General features: G+C 69.5%; 17 protein-coding genes. 9 read left to right on the top strand and 8 right to left on the bottom strand.

Going from position 1 to position 20,761, the window contains the following annotated elements; genetic code table 11:
• Window positions 1-456: 456 nt before the first annotated feature.
• Both DFR50_RS03250 and DFR50_RS03245 read left to right on the top strand, forming a co-directional pair.
• On the top strand, window positions 457-3,978 hold the full coding sequence (locus DFR50_RS03250) for an amino acid permease (RefSeq protein WP_113887772.1): 3,522 nt from the start codon (window positions 457-459) through the stop codon (window positions 3,976-3,978).
• A 14-nt stretch (window positions 3,979-3,992) separates the two neighbouring features.
• Window positions 3,993-4,799, top strand: a complete 807-nt coding sequence (locus DFR50_RS03245) for a crotonase/enoyl-CoA hydratase family protein (RefSeq protein WP_425376062.1) — start codon at window positions 3,993-3,995, stop codon at window positions 4,797-4,799.
• 72 nt (window positions 4,800-4,871) lie between these two features.
• Here DFR50_RS03245 and murB read toward each other — a convergent pair whose 3' ends face one another.
• From murB to DFR50_RS03215, 6 genes are all read right to left on the bottom strand, one after another.
• Window positions 4,872-5,783, bottom strand: a complete 912-nt coding sequence (gene murB, locus DFR50_RS03240) for a UDP-N-acetylmuramate dehydrogenase (RefSeq protein WP_113887957.1) — start codon at window positions 5,781-5,783, stop codon at window positions 4,872-4,874.
• Window positions 5,780-6,478: a glutamine amidotransferase gene (locus DFR50_RS03235; protein ID WP_113887770.1), complete on the bottom strand. Its 699-nt coding sequence runs from the start codon at window positions 6,476-6,478 to the stop codon at window positions 5,780-5,782. Before DFR50_RS03235 ends, murB begins: the two co-directional genes overlap by 4 nt.
• A complete protein-coding gene (gene murC, locus DFR50_RS03230; RefSeq protein ID WP_113887769.1) occupies window positions 6,475-7,890 on the bottom strand; it encodes a UDP-N-acetylmuramate--L-alanine ligase in 1,416 nt (471 codons plus the stop codon). Before murC ends, DFR50_RS03235 begins: the two co-directional genes overlap by 4 nt.
• A 266-nt stretch (window positions 7,891-8,156) precedes the next feature.
• A complete protein-coding gene (locus tag DFR50_RS03225; RefSeq protein WP_113887768.1) occupies window positions 8,157-8,609 on the bottom strand; it encodes a DNA polymerase III subunit chi in 453 nt (150 codons plus the stop codon).
• A 16-nt stretch (window positions 8,610-8,625) separates the two neighbouring features.
• Window positions 8,626-9,162, bottom strand: coding sequence for a hypothetical protein (locus DFR50_RS03220; protein WP_113887767.1), 537 nt, complete (start codon window positions 9,160-9,162; stop codon window positions 8,626-8,628).
• Between the two features lie 36 nt (window positions 9,163-9,198).
• Complete coding sequence (locus DFR50_RS03215) at window positions 9,199-10,698, bottom strand: leucyl aminopeptidase (protein WP_113887766.1); 1,500 nt, start codon at window positions 10,696-10,698, stop codon at window positions 9,199-9,201.
• 240 nt (window positions 10,699-10,938) lie between these two features.
• Between DFR50_RS03215 and lptF the strand changes: the two genes are divergently transcribed.
• The 6 genes from lptF to DFR50_RS03185 all read left to right on the top strand — a co-directional run bounded on the left by lptF (window position 10,939) and on the right by DFR50_RS03185 (window position 18,404).
• Window positions 10,939-12,060 carry an LPS export ABC transporter permease LptF gene (lptF, locus tag DFR50_RS03210; protein ID WP_113887765.1) on the top strand — a complete coding sequence of 374 codons (1,122 nt, stop codon included), beginning with the start codon at window positions 10,939-10,941 and terminating at the stop codon, window positions 12,058-12,060.
• On the top strand, window positions 12,057-13,136 hold the full coding sequence (lptG, locus tag DFR50_RS03205; RefSeq protein WP_113887764.1) for an LPS export ABC transporter permease LptG: 1,080 nt from the start codon (window positions 12,057-12,059) through the stop codon (window positions 13,134-13,136). The genes lptF and lptG overlap by 4 nt, the downstream gene beginning before the upstream one ends.
• The gene (locus DFR50_RS03200) at window positions 13,136-15,721 is read left to right on the top strand and encodes an LPS-assembly protein LptD (RefSeq protein ID WP_113887763.1); all 2,586 of its coding nucleotides are present in this window, start codon (window positions 13,136-13,138) and stop codon (window positions 15,719-15,721) included. The genes lptG and DFR50_RS03200 overlap by 1 nt, the downstream gene beginning before the upstream one ends.
• 32 nt (window positions 15,722-15,753) lie before the next feature.
• Window positions 15,754-16,755, top strand: coding sequence for a 4-hydroxythreonine-4-phosphate dehydrogenase PdxA (gene pdxA, locus DFR50_RS03195; protein WP_113887762.1), 1,002 nt, complete (start codon window positions 15,754-15,756; stop codon window positions 16,753-16,755).
• Entirely contained in the window at window positions 16,752-17,633 is an 882-nt protein-coding gene (gene rsmA, locus DFR50_RS03190) for a 16S rRNA (adenine(1518)-N(6)/adenine(1519)-N(6))-dimethyltransferase RsmA (RefSeq protein ID WP_113887761.1), read from the top strand. Before pdxA ends, rsmA begins: the two co-directional genes overlap by 4 nt.
• Window positions 17,634-17,705: 72 nt before the next feature.
• Window positions 17,706-18,404, top strand: a complete 699-nt coding sequence (locus DFR50_RS03185) for a hypothetical protein (RefSeq protein ID WP_113887760.1) — start codon at window positions 17,706-17,708, stop codon at window positions 18,402-18,404.
• A 106-nt stretch (window positions 18,405-18,510) separates the two neighbouring features.
• Here the strand turns inward: DFR50_RS03185 and DFR50_RS03180 are convergent, their stop codons facing one another.
• The gene (locus DFR50_RS03180; protein WP_113887759.1) at window positions 18,511-19,176 is read right to left on the bottom strand and encodes a class I SAM-dependent methyltransferase; all 666 of its coding nucleotides are present in this window, start codon (window positions 19,174-19,176) and stop codon (window positions 18,511-18,513) included.
• Between the two features lie 220 nt (window positions 19,177-19,396).
• Here DFR50_RS03180 and DFR50_RS03175 point away from each other — a divergent pair, with 220 nt between their 5' ends.
• Window positions 19,397-19,783, top strand: a complete 387-nt coding sequence (locus DFR50_RS03175; protein ID WP_113887758.1) for a VOC family protein — start codon at window positions 19,397-19,399, stop codon at window positions 19,781-19,783.
• Window positions 19,784-19,790: 7 nt separating this feature from the next.
• Here DFR50_RS03175 and DFR50_RS32445 read toward each other — a convergent pair whose 3' ends face one another.
• A complete protein-coding gene (locus DFR50_RS32445; RefSeq protein WP_113887757.1) occupies window positions 19,791-20,639 on the bottom strand; it encodes a PEPxxWA-CTERM sorting domain-containing protein in 849 nt (282 codons plus the stop codon).
• Between the last annotated feature and the right edge of the window lie 122 nt (window positions 20,640-20,761).

The following is a 20,761-nucleotide window of genomic DNA, read 5'->3' as shown; positions in this document are numbered from 1 at the left end:
GGGCCGCTCGCGCCCGAAGCGATCGTGGCGGTCGCTGGACAGTTCGGCGTCCGGTTCGTGTGACCTCGACGCGCGCGCGCCAGCGACGCCGGTCGGAATTGAGGCGCGAACGGCCGACCTCGTTGCGCCGCGCAGGCGCTCGCGGGACCCCGCTTCCATCAGGAACGCCAGGTCCGGTCGAAATCCGTGTTCCGCGCCGCCGAGGCGCGACGGGATCTTCCCCACCCTCTATGCGTCGGGGCAGACAAGTCGACCGCGCTTGTCCGAACCGGGCATAGGACGATCCGGCGCGGCATGTCGCCCAGTTACATCGTAAATAACATGTAATTTATTGAAATCTATTGATTTTCTGTTGAAGCGACCGCAGTCTTCGCGCGAAATGCTCCGTAGGTCGCCCATTGGCGGGGCATGGGGGCTGTCCCTTTGTCGTTTGGGACCCGCGAGCGTTGATGACCGGTGCAAAAGGCTCTGGACGCGAAAGCGCTTAAGGACGGGTCGGACCTCGACGCGCAGCCTCTGCGCCATCACCCCCGCACAATCGGCTGGATCGGCACGGCTGCGCTTGCGATGGGCGGCAGCAACCAGAGCCTGTTTCTCGTGGCGGCGCTGTTTGGCGGTCAGGGCGACATCCCCGGCCAGGGAAGCGCCTCGATTATACTTCTCGCTATCGGGCTTTTGCTGAGCTACGCCGCGGCGCCGGGCTGGATCGAACTCGTCCTCATGTCGCCGAACCGGGTCGGCGGCATCGCGGCGGCCTGCTCGGAAGCGTTCAAGCCGTACAGCGTCATCCTCTCGGCGCTCGCGGGCGTTTGTTACTGGTGGGGCTGGGTGCCCACATGCGGTCTGACCGCGTTGTTCTCGGCCACCGCCATCAATCAGTGGGCGCTGCCGCAGACGCCGGTTCCGGCGATCGCGTGCGGTCTCGTCGCGCTGTTCGCGGCCGTGAATCTGGCGGGCATCCGTTGGGTCACCTGGCTGAGCATCCCGATCGCCACCGTGTCGGCGACCCTCGCCTTCGTGTCGATGATCGCGCCCGTCGTCGCCGGAACCGCGGACTGGTCGTCGCTCGGGCGTCTTCATCTCGACATGCCCTTCCCGGGATGGTTCGGCGGCGTGACCTCGATGATGGCGGGCCTGTACCTCATCGGCTTCGCCGCGCCGGCGTTCGAAGCCGCGACCTGTCACGTCGCCGAAACGATCGACGAGAATCGAAACGTTCCCCGCGCAGTGGTCGCAGCCGCCGCCATGGCGGCGGTCTTTTTTGTCGGCTTGCCGGTCGTCTGGTTCTGCACCCTCGGGGCCGGTCCGCTTACCGGCGATCTCGGCCAGGCGCTCGGCCCGACCTTTGCGCCGCTGTTCGGCGCCCTGGGGAAATCGGCCGCGATCTGGTTCATGATGTTCAACATGTTCCACGGCACGATGCAGCCGCTCGCGGGCGCTGCGCGGACGCTGTCGCAACTGAGCGACGACGGCCTGCTGCCGCGCTTTCTGGCCTTGCGTTCGAGGACCGACGCGCCCTGGGCGGCGACGCTGCTGACGGCGGCGTTTTCGGTTCTGTTTCTCTTGATCGGAGATCCGATCTGGCTGGTCGCGGCGGCCAACTTCACCTACCTGATCGGCATCTGTCTGCCCAACATCGCGGTCTGGCTGTTGCGCCGCGACGCTCCGGAGGCGGCGAGACCCTGGAAGGCGCCGCGGGGAACGATTGAACTGGGCGTCGGCGCGGCGCTCGTCTGGCTGACCTCCACGCTGCTCGGCTTCGAGCAGTTCGGCTTGCCGACCGTCGTCTTCGGCCTGGTGATGGCCTATTCGGGCGCGGCTCTGTTCGCCTGGCGCAAGATCGAAGATCGGCTCCGGATCGGGCTGCCGGCCTTCGGACCGACGCTCCACGTCAGCCTGACCGGCGCGATGTTGCTGGTGCTGTCCATGGACGCGGTCGGGTATCTCGTTGCGGTGGACCGCATCCCGCCCGGCGAACCCGCGCTGATCGCCGCGCTCGAAGACATCTTCGTCGCGGTCGCGGTCCTGACCATCACGGTGGGAATCGTCCTGCCGGGCATGATCGCCCAAAGCGCCAGCGAGGTCAGCGCGGCGGCGCTCCGGCTGTCGTCGGGCGTTCTGCGCGAGTTTTCCGAGGCGATGCATTCGCTCGCGCGCGGAAATCTCGCCGGCGCGCATCTGGAGACCGACATCGTTCCCGTGGTCGTGCGGTCGCGCGACGAACTCGGCACGATGGCCGCGAGCTTCAACACGATGCAGCTCGAAGTGAAGAAAGCCGCCGTCGGGCTCGACGGGGCGCGCGAAGGCCTGCAAGCCGCGCGGGCCGAACTGACGCAAGCCAACGAACAGCTGCGCGGCGAAGTGCGCGAACAGGAACGGCTCGCCGCGGAGCTGACGGCTTCGCGAGACGCGGCGGAGGCTGGAAACCGCAGCAAGGCCGAATTCCTCGCCATGATCAGCCACGAATTGCGGACGCCCCTGAACGGCGTCATCGGAATGGCCGGCCTCCTGCTCGACGGAACGCTCGACCCTCGCTCCCGCAGATATGCGGAGACGCTGCGCGACGCCGGCGACCATCTTCTGCAATTGATCAACGACCTGCTGGACTACAGCAAGATCGAGGCCGATCAGCTCGCCTTCGAGGATATCGCTTTCGACCTGGAGACGGTTGTGCGCGCAGTTCTGGATCTGATCGCGCCGCGCGCCCATGCGAAAGGTCTGCATCTCGCAAAGTATATTTCCTCCGACGTCCCCGCGCTGCTGATCGGGGATCCCGGACGCCTGCGCCAGGTGCTGAACAATCTTCTCGGCAACGCGCTGAAGTTCACGGAAACCGGCACGGTTTCCCTGGAAGCGCACTGTGTCTCCGCCGACGGCGACGAGGCTCTGCTCGAATTCGCGGTCAGGGACACCGGCATCGGGATCGCGCCCGAGAATCTGCCGCTCCTCTTCCAGCTGTTCACCCAGGTCGACAGTTCGATTTCCCGGCGGTTCGGCGGCACCGGGCTGGGCCTCGCCATTTGCAGGACCCTCGTCGGCCGCATGGGCGGGACGATCAGCGCGGAAAGCGCGCCCGGCCAGGGCTCGACGTTCCGGTTCACGAGCCGGTTCAAGATCTCGAGCGCGCCCGCCAGGGACGACGACCGTCTCGATGGGCAGCGCGTTCTGATTGTCGACGCCGGGGACGCCGACCGGAGCGCGGTTGGCCTGCAGGTTGCGGAGTTCGGCGCGCGGGTCGACATCGTGAGCGATTCCGGGGACGCCGTGTCGACGCTGCAACGGGCCGCAGCCGACGGCGCGCCGTTCGACGCGGCCCTGATTCATGGCGCGGCGCCGGAGTTCGACGCCGACGGCCTGGCGCGGGCGATCGGCGCGGGGGCGGGCTATCCGCGGCTGCGCCTGATCCTCACGACCACAGACGACCTCACGCCCGCCGAGCGGATGGCGTCGGAGGCCCTGTTCGACGTGGTCCTGGCCCGGCCGATTCGTCGCAACCTGCTCGCGCGGGCTCTGTCCCGGAGCCAGCCGACGATCGCGGCCCCCGCCGCCGCGGAGCCGCCGTCGTCGACGCCGGGGTCGCCTGCCGTGAAGATCCGCGTTCTGGTCGCCGAAGACAATCCGGCCAATCAGATGGTGATCAGCGCCTTTCTCGAGAAGGCCGGAGCGCGGGTCGATCTGGTCGGCAACGGGCTCGAGGCGGTCGCAGCCATGCGGGAACGCCCGTACGATCTGGTGCTGATGGATGTGATGATGCCGGAACTCGACGGCGTGTCGGCCACCCGCGAGATCAGGAAGTTGCCCGGCAGGGCGGGCCGGGCGCCGATCGTCGGACTGACGGCCAACACCACGCCCAAGGACCACGAAGACTTCCTGATCGCGGGGATGGACAGGATTCTGACGAAGCCGATCCGATATCAGCAGATCAAGACGCTCGTCTCGGAGGACAAATGGATGAACGATCGACGGGGTTCGCCATGATCGAAAGCGAGACCATCGCCGGCCGGGTGACGCTGACGTTCGCCGACGGCGTGGCCGAGGCGCGGCTCGACCGGCCCGACAAGCTCAACGCGCTCGATTCGGCGATGTTCGAGGCGCTGGCCCTGGCCGGCGAGCGCCTGACGCGGGCGCGAGGCCTTCGCGCCGTCGTGCTGCACGGCGCGGGGCGCACCTTCTCGGCCGGGCTCGACATGGCCAGTTTCGCCGCCATGGCCGCGGGCGGCGGCGAGACCCTCACCGCCGACCTCGAGGCGCGCAGCCATGGGATCGCCAATCTGGCGCAGCAGGCGGCGTTCGCGTGGCGGGCGCTGCCGGTTCCGGTGATCGCGGCGCTGCATGGCGTCGCGTTCGGCGGCGGGTTTCAGATCGCCCTCGGCGCCGACGTGCGCTACGCGGCGCCGGACACGAAGTTGGCCATTCTCGAGATCAAGTGGGGTCTCGTGCCCGACATGGGCGGGATCGCGCTGATGCGGGAACTCGCGTCTGGCGACGTGATCCGCGAGCTCGCCTTCACCGGCCGGCAGTTTTCGGGCGAGGAGGCGTTCCGCTACGGCTTCGTCACCGCCGTTCACGCCGACCCGCTGGAGGCCGCGCGCAGGACCGCGCGCGCGATCGCGGAGAAGAGCCCCGACGCGGTGCGGGCGCTCAAACGCCTGCTCAACGCTTCCGCCGACCTCGATGCGGCGGCCCTTCTTCTCGCCGAATCGCGCGAGCAGGCGAGGATCATCGGCGCGCCCAATCAGGTCGAGGCGGTGCGGGCGGGGCTCGAGCGGCGGGCGCCGAACTTCGTCGATCCGGAGTAAGGTTTCTTCACCACCAAGGACACGAAGAGACACGAAGACTTAGCGCCCCTTCGTGTCCTTGGTGGTGAATTCCTACCGCCGCCCGATCCGCTTGATCTCCCATTCCAGCGTCACGCCGCTGGTCTCGAGCACGCGCCGGCGCACCGCTTCGCCGAGCGCCTCGAGGTCGGCGGCCGTGGCGCCGCCGCGATTGATCAAAAAATTGCAGTGCATCGTCGACACCTGCGCGTCGCCCACCACCAGCCCGCGGCAGCCCGCCTTGTCGATCAGCTCCCAGGCGCTCGCGCCGGGCGGGTTCTTGAAGGTCGAGCCGCCGGTCTTTTCCCGGATCGGCTGCGACGCCTCGCGGACGCGGGTGATCCGCTCCATCTCGGCCAGAATGGCGTCCGGGTCGCCCGGCCGTCCACGCAGCGTCGCGCGGGTGAAAATCACGTCGTCGGGGGCCGAGGAATGGCGGTAGGAGTAGCCCATGTCGGCGTTGGACAAAATGCGGACGGCGCCGGTCCGGTCGAGGCCGCGCGCTTCGACGAGCGCGTCGGAGATTTCGCCGCCGTGGGCGCCGGCGTTCATTTTCAGCGCGCCGCCGATCGCCCCGGGAACGCCGCGCAGGAAGGCGAGGCCGCCGACGCCGGCGGTCGCGGCGGCCTTGGCGACGAAGGCGTCGGGCGCCGCGGCCCCGGCGACCAGCGAATGATCCGCCGTCACCTCGATCGCATTGAACGCCCGCCCGCCGAGCCGGACGACGACGCCCGCGATCCCGCCGTCGCGCACGATCAGATTCGAGCCGAGACCGACGACTGTGACCGGGACCTCGCGCGGCAGGGCGCCGAGGAAAGCCGCGAGGTCGTCCTCGTCGGCCGGCGAGAACAGGGCGTCGGCCGCGCCGCCGACGCGGAACCAGGTCAGCGGCGCGAGCGGCGCGTCATAGGTCACGCGCCCGCGCGCCGCCCCGGCCGCCGACCGGATCGCCGCGGCGAAACTCATGGCGCCGAGGTCCCGAGCCATTCGGCGAGGAGCGCGCGGCCCGCCGCCGCCGTCGCTTCCCCGTGACGCAGCGCGTCGGCGCGCAGGGCGCGCGGATCGAGGCCGGCCGCGGCGAGTTCGGCCGCGTGGCCGATCAGCCATTGCTCGATCCGATGCGGATCGGCCTCGACGTGGAACTGAAGCGCGAGCGCGCGGGGCCCGCGGCTGAAGGCCTGGACGGGACCCAAGGGGGTGGAGGCGAGCAGCAAAGCGCCGGGCGGCAGTTCGCAGGCGTCGCCGTGCCAGTGGAGCACGGGCAGGCCGTCGAGGCGCGCCAGCGGGGAGGCGCGGCCGGCGTCGGCGAGCGCCACCGGCGCGTAGCCGATCTCCTTGCCCGGGCCGGGGGCGACGCGCGCGCCGAGCGCGACCGCCATCAGTTGCGCGCCGAGACAGACGCCGACGATCGGCGCCCCCGCCTCGAGGCGGCGGCGAACGACCGCGATCTCGTCGACGAGAAACGGATAGGCGTCGGTCTCGTAGACGCCGATCGGGCCGCCGAGCACGATCACGAGGTCCGCGGCGCGGGCGGCGTCGGCGAGGGCGTCGACGCCGGCCTCGACATAGGAGAGGTCGTAGCCGGCCTCGGCGAGCGGCTCGCGCCAGACGCCGGCGTCCTCGAACGCGACGTGGCGGATCGCGACGGCGGTCTTGGTCATGCGGCGCTCCTGTCGAGTTCGGCGAGTTCGCCGGGCAGCGCGTAGGCCCATTGCGTCACCGTGCCGGCGCCGAGGAAGACGACGATGTCGCCGGGCCGCGCCAGCTCGCGCACGCGGGGGGCGATCGACTCCGGGCCGGGCAGGGCGAGCGCGTGGCGATGGCCGTGGGCGGCGATGGCGGCGGCGAGACGCGCCTTGTCGACGCCGGGAATCGGGGCCTCCCCCGCTGGATAGACGTCGGCGATCAGAACGCAGTCGGCGTCGTTGAAGCAGGTGGCGAAGGCGTCGAACAGCGACGCCAGCCGGGTGAAGCGGTGCGGCTGCATGATCGCGATCACCTGGCCCGCGGTCGCGGTGCGCGCGGCCTTGAGCACCGCCGCGATCTCGACCGGGTGGTGGCCGTAATCGTCGTAGATCGCGACGTCGTTCCATGTACCGGTGCGGGTGAAGCGCCGCTTGACCCCGCCAAAGCCCGCGATCGCCTTGCGGATGACGTCGACCGAGGCGCCGAGCCGGTGCGCGACCGCGATCGCCGCGGTGGCGTTGAGGGCGTTGTGGCGGCCCGGCATCGGCAGCGCCAGATTGTCGATGTAGGTCGCCCGGCCGGTCGCGCGCTCGCGGATCAGCACGGCGAACCGGGTGACGCCGCCGTCCGGCTCGACGTCGAGCAGGCGGACGTCGGCCTGCGGGTTCTCGCCATAGGTGAACACGCGGCGGTCCTCGATCTTGCCGACCAGCTCCTGCACCGTCGGATGGTCGAGGCACATCACGGCGAAGCCGTAGAACGGCAGGTTCTCGATCAGCGCGGTGAAGGCGTCCTTGATCGCCTCGAAGGTCTTGAAATGGTCGAGGTGCTCGGGATCGATGTTGGTGACGATCGCCACGTCCGCCGGCAGTTTCAGGAACGTGCCGTCGCTTTCGTCGGCCTCGACCACCATCCAGTCGCCGCCGCCGAGGCGGGCGTTGGTTCCGTAGGCGTTGATGATGCCGCCGTTGATGACGGTCGGGTCGAGTCCGGCGGCGTCGAGCAGCGTCGCGACCAGCGAGGTGGTGGTGGTCTTGCCGTGGGTGCCGGCGACCGCGACGCAACTCTTCAGGCGCATGAGTTCGGCGAGCATCTCGGCGCGGCGGACGACCGGAATGCGTTTCGCCCGCGCCGCCGCGAGCTCCGGGTTGTCGCGCCGGATCGCGGTCGACACCACGACCACGGCGGCGGCGCCGAGGTTTTGCGCGTCGTGGCCGACGAACACCTTCGCGCCGCGCTCGCGCAGCCGCTTGACGTTGGCGTTGTCGCTGGCGTCGGAGCCCTGGACGGCGTGGCCGAGATTGATCAGCACCTCCGCGATTCCGGACATGCCGATTCCGCCGATGCCGACGAAATGGATGGGCCCGACCTCGTTCGGCAGTTTCATGGGTTTCCAGCGCCTCCGGCGCGGGGCGCGGAACGCCCCGATTCCTGAACGGGACGCAATAGGACAAGTCGGGCGATTTGGGAAATCGGGGTGAGGGGGTCTTCGCGGAGCGGCGGGCTGACGAATGACCCCGGACGCAGCGGCGACCGGGCGCGACGCCCCCTCGTACATGAGCGCTCCTCGACGCTGGTGAGAGGGAGACGACGCGATCATACCGAAACCTTCGCCGCAAAGCGCCGCTCGACGTCCGTCCCCCCGGGCCTCGCTCACCGCGCCTTGTCCCAGCCTCCGTCCTCGCCCTCGCGCCAGTAGCTGGGCGAAAGCCCTGCGTCCCTGAGCCGCTTCCACGCGCGCCGCGCCTCGCCGAGCGCCTCCTCGTCGCGACCGTCGAACAGGCGGATCGCGGTGTCGAAGGCGTCGTCGCCGGGGCTCGTTTCCGCGCCGGCGAGCAGGACAAGCACGGTCGCGGCGTTCGGATTGCCGAGCGTGTCGGTGAGGAACACGGGTTGGGTCGCCGGATCGCCGTCGCCGGCCGCGCCGTGCGGCAGGAAGCTCGCCTCGTCCCAGGTCCACAGCCGGTCGTTGAGCGCCTGAACCATCTCCGCCGAGGGCGCCCGGACGACGACACGCCGGCCTTCGGCGTAAAGCCGCGCCACGAGGTCCGGCAGCGCCTGGTCGACGCGGCGGCGTTCGCAATGATGGAAGCGGACTTCGCTCACATCGGCCGCCTGCGCGTCATTCGCCGGCCGGGCCGACGATCACGAAGGTCCGATCGGAATCGGTCGCCATCATGCCGAGCGACACGTTGCCCGGCACGTGCTCCTCGGTCTTGCCGGCGACATAGACGTCGCCGCGCTCGCGCGACGCGTCGCGGAACTCACGCGCGTCGCCGCTCATCCCCTTGAGGACGCCGCGGCTCTTCGCCGCGTCCCAGCCGAGCGCGGCCTTCAGCGCGGCGATCTGGAAGCGCTCGAAATTGGTGGACGTGCGCGCCTTGGCCGGTTCGCCGACGCGCGCCTCGAAGCGGACGAGCTCGTCGCCGCGGCAACTGAGCGTCGCATCGACGTCGACCTTGGTCGTCACGTCGTAGACGCTGGCGTCGGAGCGCGAGCGGGAGACGACGATCGCGCGCGAGAACTCCACGCCCATGTCGCTCGCCCCGGTCCGGAGCGCGGCGGTGAAGGCGTCGCAGCCCGAGAGCGCCCAGGCCGGCTGCGCGCCGGCGCACGCGGCGGCGAGCGCGAGCGCCAAGACCGTCGAACGAAGCCCCATCCTGATCTCTCCCAGCCCCTGGTCCGCACAGCGGCTCTAATCTTCGTAGGCGTCGGCGATGAGACGGTTCAACAGGCGTACGCCCCAGCCCGATCCCCAGGACGAATTGATGTCAGAGGATGGCGAACCCATGGCGACGCCCGCGACGTCGATGTGCGCCCACGGGGTATCCTTAACAAAGCGTTGCAAAAACTGGGCCGCGGTGATCGAGCCGCCGTGCCGCCCGCCGGTGTTCTTCATGTCCGCGATCTTGGAATCGATCAGCTTGTCGTAGGCCTTGGCGAGCGGCATGCGCCAGACTTTTTCTCCGGTCGCCTCGCCCGCCGCCGCGATCGCCTGAGCGAGTTCGTCGTTGTTGGCGAACAGGCCGGCGTATTCGGCGCCCAGCGCCACCATGATCGCCCCGGTCAGCGTCGCGAGGTCGATCATCACGCGCGGCTTGAACGTCTGTTCGGTGTAAAAAAGGGCGTCCGACAGCACCAGGCGCCCCTCGGCGTCGGTGTTGATGATCTCGATCGTCTGCCCCGACATCGAGGTGAGGATGTCGCCCGGACGAATCGCGTCGCCGTCGGGCATGTTTTCGACCAGACCGACGACGCCGACGACGTTGACCTTGGCCTTGCGGGCCGCCAGCGCGTGCATGAGGCCGACGACGCAGGCCGCGCCTCCCATGTCGCCCTTCATGTCCTCCATTCCGGCCGCCGGCTTGATCGAAATGCCGCCCGAGTCGAAGCACACCCCCTTGCCGATCACCGCGACCGGCTTGCCGCGCTTGGCGCGCGCGCCGTTCCAGCGCAGGGTGACGAGCCGGCTGTCGCGCGACGACCCGCGCCCGACCCCGAGCAGGGCGTGCATGCCGAGTCGCGCCATTTCCTTCTCGTCGAGGACGCCGACTTCGACCCCGAGCTTCTCGAGCGCTTTCGCCCGGTCGGCGAACTCCGTCGGAAACAGCACGTTCGGCGGCTCGTTCACGAGGTTGCGCGCCAGTTCGACGCCGTCGGCGACCGCGAATCGGTCGTGCGCCGCCGCACGCGCCGCCGCGGCGTGCCCCGAGCCGAGCACGAATTCCGGCGGGCCGGCGTCGTCCTCGTCGGGCTCCTTCTTCCGGGTCTTGTATTTGTCGAACTTGTAGCCGCGCAGCCGCAGGCCCAAGGCGAAATCGGCCTCCGCCGCCGCGTCCCACGCGCCCGCCGGCCCATCGAAGGCGACCTCGACCCGGGTCGCGCCCGAGGCTTTCCCGAACACGAATCCGCCCAGCATCACGAAGTCCAGCGCGGCGTTGTCCTTGGCGGGAGCGACGCCGACCACGATCAGACGCGCCGCCTCGACGCCCGCGGGCGCCAGGATGTCGAGCGCCGTGCGCTGGGCGCCCTTGAAACTGACGGCCTTCGCAGCCGCGCGGATCAGCGGCTCGAGGTCGCCGGCCTGCGCCGCGACCGCGGCCGAGGGCTTCATGTCGGCCCCGACGAAGACCACCAACGCTCCGCCCTTGGGCGCGGCCAGGGGACCAAAGGAAATCTTGACCGCGGCGCTCATTTCCAACGCATTCCTCGTGTCCCAAACGCAACCACGCCTCGCCCGTCGCGAGGAGCCCGGCGTTCCGAGATATCGGGGGGACGCCCGGCACGTCAACACAATGCCGTTATTTCCCGGCATTCGACCCCCCCGTCCCGGGCAAGGAATCGAAAGGCGGCTTGCCTCGGCGGCGCGGCCGGGCTAGGCGGCTCGACCGGGCGGGCGGGCCCTGGCGCGCGCGCCGCGCAGGAACAGGCCGGGATGAGTCGAATCGAGCGCTACGTTCTGAGAACCGCGACGACGGCGTTCCTGACCGGGCTCGTCGTGCTGACCGGCGTCATCTGGATCACGCAGGCCTTGCGCCAGATCGACCTCCTGACCAGCAAGGGGCAGACGATCCTCATCTTTTTGCTGATGACCGGGCTCGCGCTGCCCTCGCTGATCGCGGTCATCGCGCCGGTCGCGCTGTTCGCCGGCATTCTCTACACGTTCAACAAGCTCAACGGCGACAGCGAGCTGGTGGTGATGGCGGCCGCCGGCGTGTCTCCGGCCCGCCTCCTGCGGCCGACGCTCGCCCTGTCGATCGCGGTGTTCGCCGGCGTGGCGGCGATCACCGTCCAGGTTCTTCCCTGGAGCTTCGGGCAGATGGAGAACCTGACCACCTACATCCGCGCCGACTTCATCTCGAATTTCGCCCGCCCCGGCGCCTTCAACGACCTGACGGTCGGGTTCGTGTTCCATTATCGCGAGCGCACCCCCGACGGCGCCCTGCGCGGCGTGTTCATGCAGGACCGGCGCGACCCGGAGCACGTGTCGACCTACATTGCGGAGGCGGGCAAGACGCTGGAGAAGGACGGCTCGAGCTATCTGCAGCTGTCCAAGGGCGTCCTGCTCCGCCCGCAGGCGGCTGGCGATTCCGCCATGGTGACCTTCGACGACTACACCATCGACCTCAACCAGTTCTCCCAGGCGGTGGCGGCGGTCAAGCGCCCGCGCGAGCGCAGCACCGTCGACCTGATGCTGCCGACCGCCGCCGACCGCGCCGACGCGGCGATGGCGGGACACATCCGCAGCGAATTGCTCGATCGCCTGGCGAGCCCGCTCTATGCGCTGGTGGCCGGACTCGTCGCCTTCGCCGCGCTCGGCGAAGCGCGGACCACCCGCCAGGGGAGGGGACTGGCGATCGGCGGCGCGGTCTTGGCGTTCGTGGCCATTCGCGGACTGGGCATCGCCGCGACGACGCTGACGGTGGGCGTCCCGTCGGCCGCGATCTTCGTCTGGCTGATCCCGCTCGCGGCGACCCTCGGCGCGCTGGCGATGATCTTCCGCCAGCCGCTGTTCCTGGCGCACGCCGCCCGCCGCGCGGCGACGAGGCCGGCATGATCGGCCGCACGCTGTCGCTCTATCTCGCCGGCCGGTTCGCCCGCACGGTGCTGGCGTCGTTCGGCTTCGTGTTCGCGCTCATCTACGCCGTCGATCTGGTCGAGATGCTGCGCCGGTCGGGCGACGCCCAGAAGGCGACCGCCCCGCTGTTGGCGGCGCTGTCCTTCATGCGCACCCCGACGGTCGCCGAGCAGGCGCTGCCGTTCGCCGTGCTGTTCGGCTCGATGATCGCGTTTCTCAACCTTTCGCGAAAGCTCGAACTGGTCGTCGCCCGCGCCGCCGGCGTCTCGGTCTGGCAGATTCTCGCGCCCCCGATCGCGGTCGTGGCGCTGATCGGCGCCGTGTCGGTCGCGCTCTACAACCCGGCCTCGGCGTGGATGAAGCAGAGGTCGGACGAAATCGAGACCAGCGTGTTCGGCGGGCGCGCCAACCCGTGGGGCGACATCTGGCTCAGGCAGAAGAGCGTGGACGGTCAGGCGATCCTCCACGCGCGCAGCAAGGAGGCCGACGGGACCCGCCTGACCGGGCTCGAGATCTTCAATTTCGACGACAAGGGGAACTTCGTCGAACGGGTCGACGCCGCTTCGGGAGACTTGCGCGACGGATACTGGGAGTTGCACGACGCCAAGGTCGTCACGCCGGGCTTCGAGACCCTGCCGGTCTCGACCTACCTGCTCGCCACCAGCCTGAACCGCCGCGAGATGGCCCAGGCGTTCGTCGCGCCCGAGACCGTGTCGTTCTGGACGCTGCCCGGCCTGGCCGAGCAGACGGCCCGGGCGGGCCTCGATCCGACTGCTTACCGCCTGAAATTTCAGGAACTTCTCGCGCGCCCGCTGCTGCTTGCGGCGATGGTTCTGGTGGCCGCTTGCTTTTCGTTAAGATTCTTCCGAATGGGCGGCGTGGAGGTTATGGTTTCGGGTGGCGTCGCGGCGGGGTTCGTGCTTTATGTGGCCACCAAAGTCATCAACGATCTCGGCGAGGCCGGCTTCATCAGCGCGGTCGCGGCGGGTTGGTTGCCGGGGCTCGTTGGGTGCTTGTTTGGCGTCTACGTTTTGCTGAACCAAGAGGATGGTTGATGGGATTCGCCGTCAGCTCCTCCGCTGAACGCAGACAGCGCCGGCCTTGGCGGATCAGGGTCCTGGCGGCGGCGATGTTTGCGCTGGCGCTTGCGATCTCGTGCCTCTGCCCGCAGGCTCCCGCGCGCGCCGCCCAGGCCGCGCCGCCGCCGGCCGCGGCGGTCAAGCCGGCCGACAAGCTGGTCATCGACGCCGACGAGCTCATCTACGACAAGGACAAGGACACCGTGACCGCCCAGGGCTCGGTCCAGCTGTTCTATCAGGGCCGGATCCTGCAGGCCGACCGGGTCGTCTACACCCGCTCGACCAAACACGTTTACGCGGAAGGTCACGCCAAGATGACCGACGAGCACGGCGACGTCGTCTACGGCAAGCGATTCGAGCTCAGCGAGAATTTCCGCGACGGCTTCATCGACAGCGTGCAGGCGCTGACCGCCGACAAGACCCGCTTCACCTCGCCGCGCGGCGAGCGGGTGAACGGCGCCGTGACCGTGCTGGAAAAGGGAAGCTACACCGCCTGCGAGCCCTGCAAGGATCACCCCGAGCGGCCGCCGTTCTGGCAGGTGCGGGCGACGAAGATCATCGAGAACCAGGAGACCCACACAGTCTATTATGAAGGCGCCCAGATGTTGGTGTGGGGCTTTCCGGTCTTCTACATGCCCTATTTCTCGTCCCCCGACTCGACCGTCAACAAGCAGACCGGCGTGCTCGCGCCGCAGTTCGTCTCGGGGGCGTCGCTGGGCTACGGAATCAGCATTCCCTATTTCATCAACCTCGCGCCCAACTACGATCTGACCATCATTCCGACCTACCTGTCGAGACAGGGTGTGCTGGGCGAGGTCGACTGGCGTCAGCGGCTGGACAACGGCCAGTACAGCGTCAAGGTGGTCGGAATCGACGAGCAGCAACCGAACGCTTTCTCGCCCTCGCCTTACGGCGCCGGCGACCAGAAGGAGCGCGGCTCGATCGAGACCAAGGGCAATGTCTTCCTCAACCAGAACTGGCAGTTCGGCTGGAACGTCGCCTGGATGTCGGACAAGTTCTTCGCCAACGACTACAAGCTCCAGGGCATCGACTTCAGTAATTATTACTTCCAGGACATCGTCTCGTCGGCCTATCTTCGCGGCCAGGCCGACCACAGCTTCTTCGATCTCAGCGCCTATCACTTCCAGGGCACCACGGCGAACGACGACAATCGGACCCTTCCGCAGGCCGTGCCGGTGCTCGACTACAATCGCGTGTTCGGGCTTCCCGCCGACCGCACCAATGGGATCGGCGGCGCGGCGACGGTCGACGTCAACATCGCCAACATCACGCAAAGCAACGCCGCGTTCCAGTCGACCGGATTGCAGACGTTTGATAACGCCTACCATCTGTACAATGTTTGCGAGACCACCGTCGGCAACAAGTACGTGAACACGTACTATCCGGGCGCGTGCATGCTGCGCAGCATCGCCGGCGACTACACCCGCGCATCCGGGCAGGTGTCCTGGCAACGCAGCTATATCGACCCGATCGGCGAAGTCTGGAAGCCGTTCGTCTTCGCAAGGGTGGATGGCGAAGCGACGGAGCTGAACGAGACCGGCTCGATCACCTACGCGAGTTCGCTCGGCGTGAGCACGGTCGCCAATTCCAGTCAGGCGGCGTTTTTCTCGGGCGGCGGCCAGGGCGCCTTCGCCCGCGGCATGGCGGGCTTCGGGCTCGAGTACCAATATCCGTTCGCGCTCACCAACGTTTTCGGCTCGCAGACGATCACGCCGATCGGGCAGTTCATCGTCCGTCCGAGCGAGGTCATGCCGAGGATCCAGCCGAACGAAGACTCGCAGAGCCTCGTGTTCGACGAAACGAACCTGTTCGCGTGGAACAAGTTCTCCGGCTACGACCGCATCGAGGGCGGGACGCGGTTCAATTACGGACTCCAGTACACCGCCAATTTCGCCAACGGCGGCCACGCCAACATCGTCGCCGGCGAATCGATCCAGGTCGCGGGCCAGAACTCGTATACGCTCTACGACATGGCCAACACCGGCATGAACTCGGGCCTCGACAAGACGTTCTCGAACTTCGTCGCCGGCGAGATGATCCAGCCGACGTCGGCGCCGGTGTCGTTTCTGAGCAAGCAGCAGTTCGACAGCACGACCTTCCAGCTCGACCGGTTCGACGCCATCGCCAAGGCCACGATCGCCGGCGTGACCGGCAGCGTCGACTACGCGCTCTATGCGGCCCAGCCGGCGCTGGGGTGGGCGTACCCGCGCGAGGGCCTGACCGGCAGCGCCTCCTACAAGCTCCAGGACCGGTGGACGATCGACGGGTCGCTGGTGCTCGACATGTCGCGACACTATTACGACGTTCCCGGACAGGAGACCCCGGTCTTCTATCCCATCGGCTATTCGCTGGGTTTCGGCTACAAGGACGAGTGCACCACGCTGACGGTCCGCTATTCCGCGAGTCTCAGCGCGCCGGCCGCCTTCACCGAATACGCCGGCGGCCCGCTCACCACCCTTCCCGCGACGCGCAACCAGACCCTCATGTTCCAGCTCGTCCTGCGCACGCTCGGCGACCTCCGGGGCAACGTCGGCCTGTAATGGCGGGCGCTCTCGTTTCCGGAAAAGCCGTCATGACAGGCCGACTTCCGCCGCTGGCGATGACGATGGGCGACCCGGCCGGGATCGGGCCGGAGTTGGCGCTCGCGGCGTGGCGGCTGCGAAAGGAAGGCGGTCCGCCGTTCTTCGTTCTGGCCGCGCCCGCTCATCTCGCCGCCATCGCCGGCCGGCTGGGGTGGGACATCGCCATCGTCGAAACCGACCCCGCCGGCGCCGCCTCGGCCTTCGAGCGCGGCCTTCCCGTCGTCCCGCTCGAGGCTGCGGTCGCGGCCGAGCCCGGCCGCCCGGCCGCCGGCAACGCCGCCGCGACCCTCGAATCGATCGAGCGCGCGGTCGCGGCGACCCGCGCGGGCGACGCCCGCGCAGTCGTGACCAACCCGATCGCCAAGGCGACGCTCTACGAGGCCGGGTTCCGCTTTCCCGGACACACCGAATATCTGGGCGCGCTCGCCGCCGCCGCCTGGGGCGAGACCGTCTTCCCGGTGATGATGATCTGGTCCGAGGCGCTCGCGGTCGTGCCCGTCACCATCCATGTGGCGCTCGCGGAAGCGCCGAAAGCGCTCACCCGGGAGCTGATCGTGGCGACCGCCAGAATCGTCGCGCGCGACCTCAAGGCGCGATTCGGCGTCGCCCGTCCCCGCCTCGCGGTCGCCGGCCTCAATCCGCACGCCGGCGAGGGGGGCGCGATGGGCCGCGAGGAGATCACCATCATCGCGCCCGCGCTCGAGATCCTGCGCGCCGAGGGCCTGGACGTCGCCGGGCCGCTTCCGGCCGACACGATGTTCCACGCCGCGGCGCGGGCGCGCTACGACGTCGCCCTGACGATGTACCACGATCAGGGCCTGATCCCGGCGAAGACGCTGGCCTTCGACGAGGGCGTCAACGTGACGCTCGGCCTGCCCTTCGTCCGCACTTCGCCCGACCACGGCACGGCCTTCGACATCGCCGGCCGCGGCGTCGCCAATCCGACCAGCCTGATCGCCGCCCTTCGCCTCGCCGACCGGCTGACCCGATGACGCTCGCCCCCGACGGGCTGCCGCCGCTGCGCGAGGTGGTGGCCCGCTGCGGGCTCGACGCGAAAAAGTCGCTCGGGCAGAATTTCCTGTTCGACCTCAATCTGACGGGCCGGATCGCCCGCGCCGCCGGTCCGCTCGACGGCGTCGTCGTCGTCGAGGTCGGGCCGGGCCCCGGCGGGCTCACCCGGGCGCTGCTGTCCGAAGGCGCGCGGAAGGTGATCGCGATCGAACGCGACGCGCGCGCGGCGCCGGCGCTGGCGGAGATCGCCGCCCGCTGGCCCGGCCGCCTCGAGGTCATCGCCGCCGACGCGCTCGCCGTGCCGCCCGAGGCGCTGATCGAACGGGCCGGCGGCGCGCCGATCCGGATCTGCGCCAACCTGCCCTACAACATCGGCACGCGCCTCCTGACGGGATGGCTGGAATCCGAGCCGTGGCCGCCCTTCTTCGACCGGCTCACCCTGATGTTCCAGCGCGAGGTGGCGTTGCGCATCGTCGCCACCCCGGCCGAACGCGCCGACTACGGCCGCCTCGCCGTGCTCAGCCGATGGCGCGCCGAGACGCGCATCCTGTTCGACGTGCAGCCCTCCGCCTTCACCCCGCCGCCGAAGGTCGTCTCGAGCGTCGTCGAACTGGTTCCGCGGGCTTCGCCCGACCCCTGCGACGCGGGCGCGCTGAGCGCGGCGACCCAGGCCGCGTTCGGGCAGCGGCGCAAGATGCTGCGCCAGGCCTTGAAGGGGATCGCGGCCTCGCGGGGTCTCGACGCCGCGGCCCTGCTCGGGGAAGCGGGTATCGACCCCACCCGGCGCGCGGAAGACGTCGACATCGCCGGCTTCGTCCGGCTCGCCCGGGCGGTCGCGCGCGAGCGCAGACCGGCTTAAGATGGGGACGGCGTCGCGGGCGCCCCGATCGGCGGGGCGCGCGCGCCCCTGCGACCGAGGAAAGAGCCCCCCTTGTTCATCAATACGCCGATGGCGAGACGCCAGTGGACAGGCCTCGACGACGAACACCTGGCCAGCATCGGCTTCATCAACTTCGGCTGGAACGCGCTGGAGCGAAAGTTCGCCTCGCTGGTCTGGGTGACGGCCGGTTGGGACCAGGACGTCGGCGAACTGGTGCTCTCGACGCTCGGCAACGTCTCGCTGGTCAAGCTGTTCATGAACCTCCTGAGACAGGAGGTCCGGCCGTGGCCGGACAAGTCGCTGACGGCGCAGGCGGTGCAAACCGGGGTCCTGTTCGACGCCATCCGCGAGGCGCGCAACGATGTCGTGCACTGCTTTTTCTACGTCGACCCGGCGCGCGACGTTCAGGGGCACTTCAAGACCGCGACGCGCAAGAGCGCGGGCGGGACGGCGGAACTGCGAACGGTGGCGATGGGGAAGGCCGACATCGACGATCTGTGCGTCGCCATTTCGGACTGCATCGAGTCGGTCGACGACCTCGTCATGAAGATCTGGTTCCGCCGCCGGTTCCTCGCCGCCGCGCAGGACGGCCGCCCGACCGACGAGGCCGCCTATCACGCGGCCGTCCATGGCTGGTCCGTCGCTCCCTTCGACATCGGCAGACTGCGGATCTACCCGAGGAAGCACGCCCGCCGCCGCGCCGCGCCCGATCGCGCCGGCGACGCGTCCCTGTCCGGCGAGGCGGACTGAGCGGATTTCGCCGGTCCGCCCAACCGAACTCGCGGACAATGGGAGGGGCGGCGTTTCGCCGCCCTCGGCGGTCGGCGCAAACCTGCGAGCGCGTCGTGGCCGCCCGTCACCCGGCCTTGTCGATCCTGAGCAGCGTGAACAGCCGCATCGGCGGCAGTTCGCAGCGCTCGACGATCCGCGCGTCGGGGCGGGCGGCGATCCAGTCGCCGATCGCCGAATAGGGGAAGTTCGGATGCCAGCCGAGCCAGGCGGCGGCGGTCTCCATCCGGCGTTCGACGGCCTTGCGCAGGCCGCGTTCGGCGGCGAAATGATTCATGACGATCAGCGTCCCACGCGGCCGAAGCACCCGCCACGCTTCGTCCAGCGCGCGCGCCGGGTGGGGAACGACGCTCATCACGTAGGGCGCGAGCGCGACGTCGAAGGCGGCGTCGGGAAAGTCGAGCGCGCCCGCGTCCATCACGTGCAGGCCCTTCACCTGGACGAGCCGCTGGCGTTCGACCCGCGTCCGCGCCGCCCGCAGCATCGGCGCGCTGATGTCGATGCCGGTGACGCGCACGTCGCCCGGCAGCAGCGGCAGCTCGAGCCCGGTGCCGACGCCGATCACCAGAATTTCACCCCCGGACCCCGCCGCGGCCGCCGCGGCTTGCGCCGCCGCCAGCCGCCCCGGATGGAACGGCAGGTCGAAGATCAGATCGTAGATCGGCGCCCAGCGGCCGTACGCCGCCTGCGCGTGATGCCCGGCGTAGACGCGGGTCGCGGGGATCGGATTCATGGTCTGCGGCCCTCGCGGCGCCGGGCTGACGCGGCGTTCGGGCGAGATTCGCTCAGAACGCCGTCGACTGCAACAAGACTAAGCGCTCGCCCGACGGAGGCGGAAAGAGACGTTCCCGGCGGTCTTGCGGAATGGGTCCGACGGTCCGGGCGCGGCGGCCCTTGCCGACACGACGCCGGGGCCCTATCCACAGGGAAGCGGAGACTTCACGAGGTCAATCGTGCTCGACCACATTGGGATTGCCGTCGCCGATTTCGAGCCGTCGAAGGCGTTCTACGAGGCGGCGCTGCGGCCGCTCGGCCTCTCGCTCGTCATGTCCGTGACCGCGGAAGAGACGGGCGCGGGGGCGCACGCCGGCTTCGGCGCGTCCGACAAGCCGTTCTTCTGGATCGGAACCGGCGCCGGGCCGAAGGGCGGAACGCACGTCGCCTTCGCCGCCGGGACGCGCGCCGAGGTCGACGCCTTTCATCGCGCGGCGCTCGCCGCCGGCGGCCGCGACAACGGCCCGCCGGGCTTAAGACCGCACTATCATCCGAACTACTACGCCGCCTTCGTCCTCGACCGCGACGGAAACAACATCGAGGCCGTCTGTCACGCGCCGGCGTGACCGCTGTTCACGCTGCACGTCGATTCCTCGATCGCATCGCCCGGCCGAGGCCGGCGAAGCCGATGAGCAGCATCGCCCAGGTCGCGGGTTCCGGGACAGCCGGATCCTGCAAGCTGTAGTCGAAGCCGAAGCCGCCGGCGGGCATGACCACGTCCGCGTCCGGCGTGAGCGCGAACGACACGGCGACCGTCCGGCCGCCCCGGCGCACGACGCCGAGGTCGAGCGTACGGCCGGAAAAGAAGCGTTCCGCCGCGCGCAGCGACGTGAACCTGTCGGCGACCGCCGCGCGCCCGTCGACTGTGACCGTGAAGCGCGCGGAGGCGAACCCCGATCCTGCGGCGATGGTGTCCAGAAGCGTCAGCGACAGCCGTTCTCGCGCTCCGGTCGCGAACGTGAAATCCGCCTCGTCCGAATAGTTCCGGGCGCCGCAGCACTCGGTGGCGCCGGCAGACATCACGCCGCCCCCGATTGTTGGACCGTTCGAGGTCAGCGTGGCGTCGGAGATCGTCTCCCCGGCGACGATGGGCGCGAGCGCGGAAGATCCGGCGCCGACCACGGCCAGGGTTTCGGCGATCGCCGCGCCGTTGCTCGGGGACGACGCGACCGCCGGGGACTGCGCGGTGGTGGCGACGGACCCGTCGGCGTCGCTCGCCGCGCTGCGCGCGGACGCGGCGCCGGAAGGTCCCTCGACCATGACTTGCACGCCCTGCGCGCCGCCGGTCGCGATCGCGGTCGACGACACGCTCCCCGGACCGTTCAGGGTCGCATCGCTGCTGGCGCTCGCGTCTCCGCCTGCACTGGCCGATCCCGGCCCGTGCGGCGAACCGCCGGCGCCGCCGGTCGCGATCGTGGTCACGGCGAGACTCGACGCCGAACCGCCGCGCGGTCAGGGTCGAGGAGGCCGCGCCGCCCGCGCCGCCGTTGTTCCCGGACGCCCCGCCGGCCCCTCCGATCGCCGTCTGCGTCAGCGTGAGCGAA

This window comes from Roseiarcus fermentans, from assembly GCF_003315135.1.
Lineage (GTDB): Bacteria > Pseudomonadota > Alphaproteobacteria > Rhizobiales > Beijerinckiaceae > Roseiarcus > Roseiarcus fermentans.
The sequence above is the reverse complement of the archived record's forward strand: the minus strand, read 5'-3'. Positions and strand labels throughout refer to the sequence as shown.

Excerpts from the sequence above, each read along its gene's own strand:
- murB (WP_113887957.1), bottom strand. The coding sequence starts at position 5,783 with ATGAGTTTCGCCGCGGCGATCCGGTCGGCGGCCGGGGCGGCGCGCGGG.
- DFR50_RS03235 (WP_113887770.1), bottom strand. The coding sequence starts at position 6,478 with ATGACCAAGACCGCCGTCGCGATCCGCCACGTCGCGTTCGAGGACGCC.
- murC (WP_113887769.1), bottom strand. The coding sequence starts at position 7,890 with ATGAAACTGCCGAACGAGGTCGGGCCCATCCATTTCGTCGGCATCGGC.
- DFR50_RS03220 (WP_113887767.1), bottom strand. The coding sequence starts at position 9,162 with ATGGGGCTTCGTTCGACGGTCTTGGCGCTCGCGCTCGCCGCCGCGTGC.
- DFR50_RS03215 (WP_113887766.1), bottom strand. The coding sequence starts at position 10,698 with ATGAGCGCCGCGGTCAAGATTTCCTTTGGTCCCCTGGCCGCGCCCAAG.
- lptF (WP_113887765.1), top strand. The coding sequence starts at position 10,939 with ATGAGTCGAATCGAGCGCTACGTTCTGAGAACCGCGACGACGGCGTTC.
- lptG (WP_113887764.1), top strand. The coding sequence starts at position 12,057 with ATGATCGGCCGCACGCTGTCGCTCTATCTCGCCGGCCGGTTCGCCCGC.
- DFR50_RS03200 (WP_113887763.1), top strand. The coding sequence starts at position 13,136 with ATGGGATTCGCCGTCAGCTCCTCCGCTGAACGCAGACAGCGCCGGCCT.
- pdxA (WP_113887762.1), top strand. The coding sequence starts at position 15,754 with ATGACAGGCCGACTTCCGCCGCTGGCGATGACGATGGGCGACCCGGCC.
- rsmA (WP_113887761.1), top strand. The coding sequence starts at position 16,752 with ATGACGCTCGCCCCCGACGGGCTGCCGCCGCTGCGCGAGGTGGTGGCC.
- DFR50_RS03180 (WP_113887759.1), bottom strand. The coding sequence starts at position 19,176 with ATGAATCCGATCCCCGCGACCCGCGTCTACGCCGGGCATCACGCGCAG.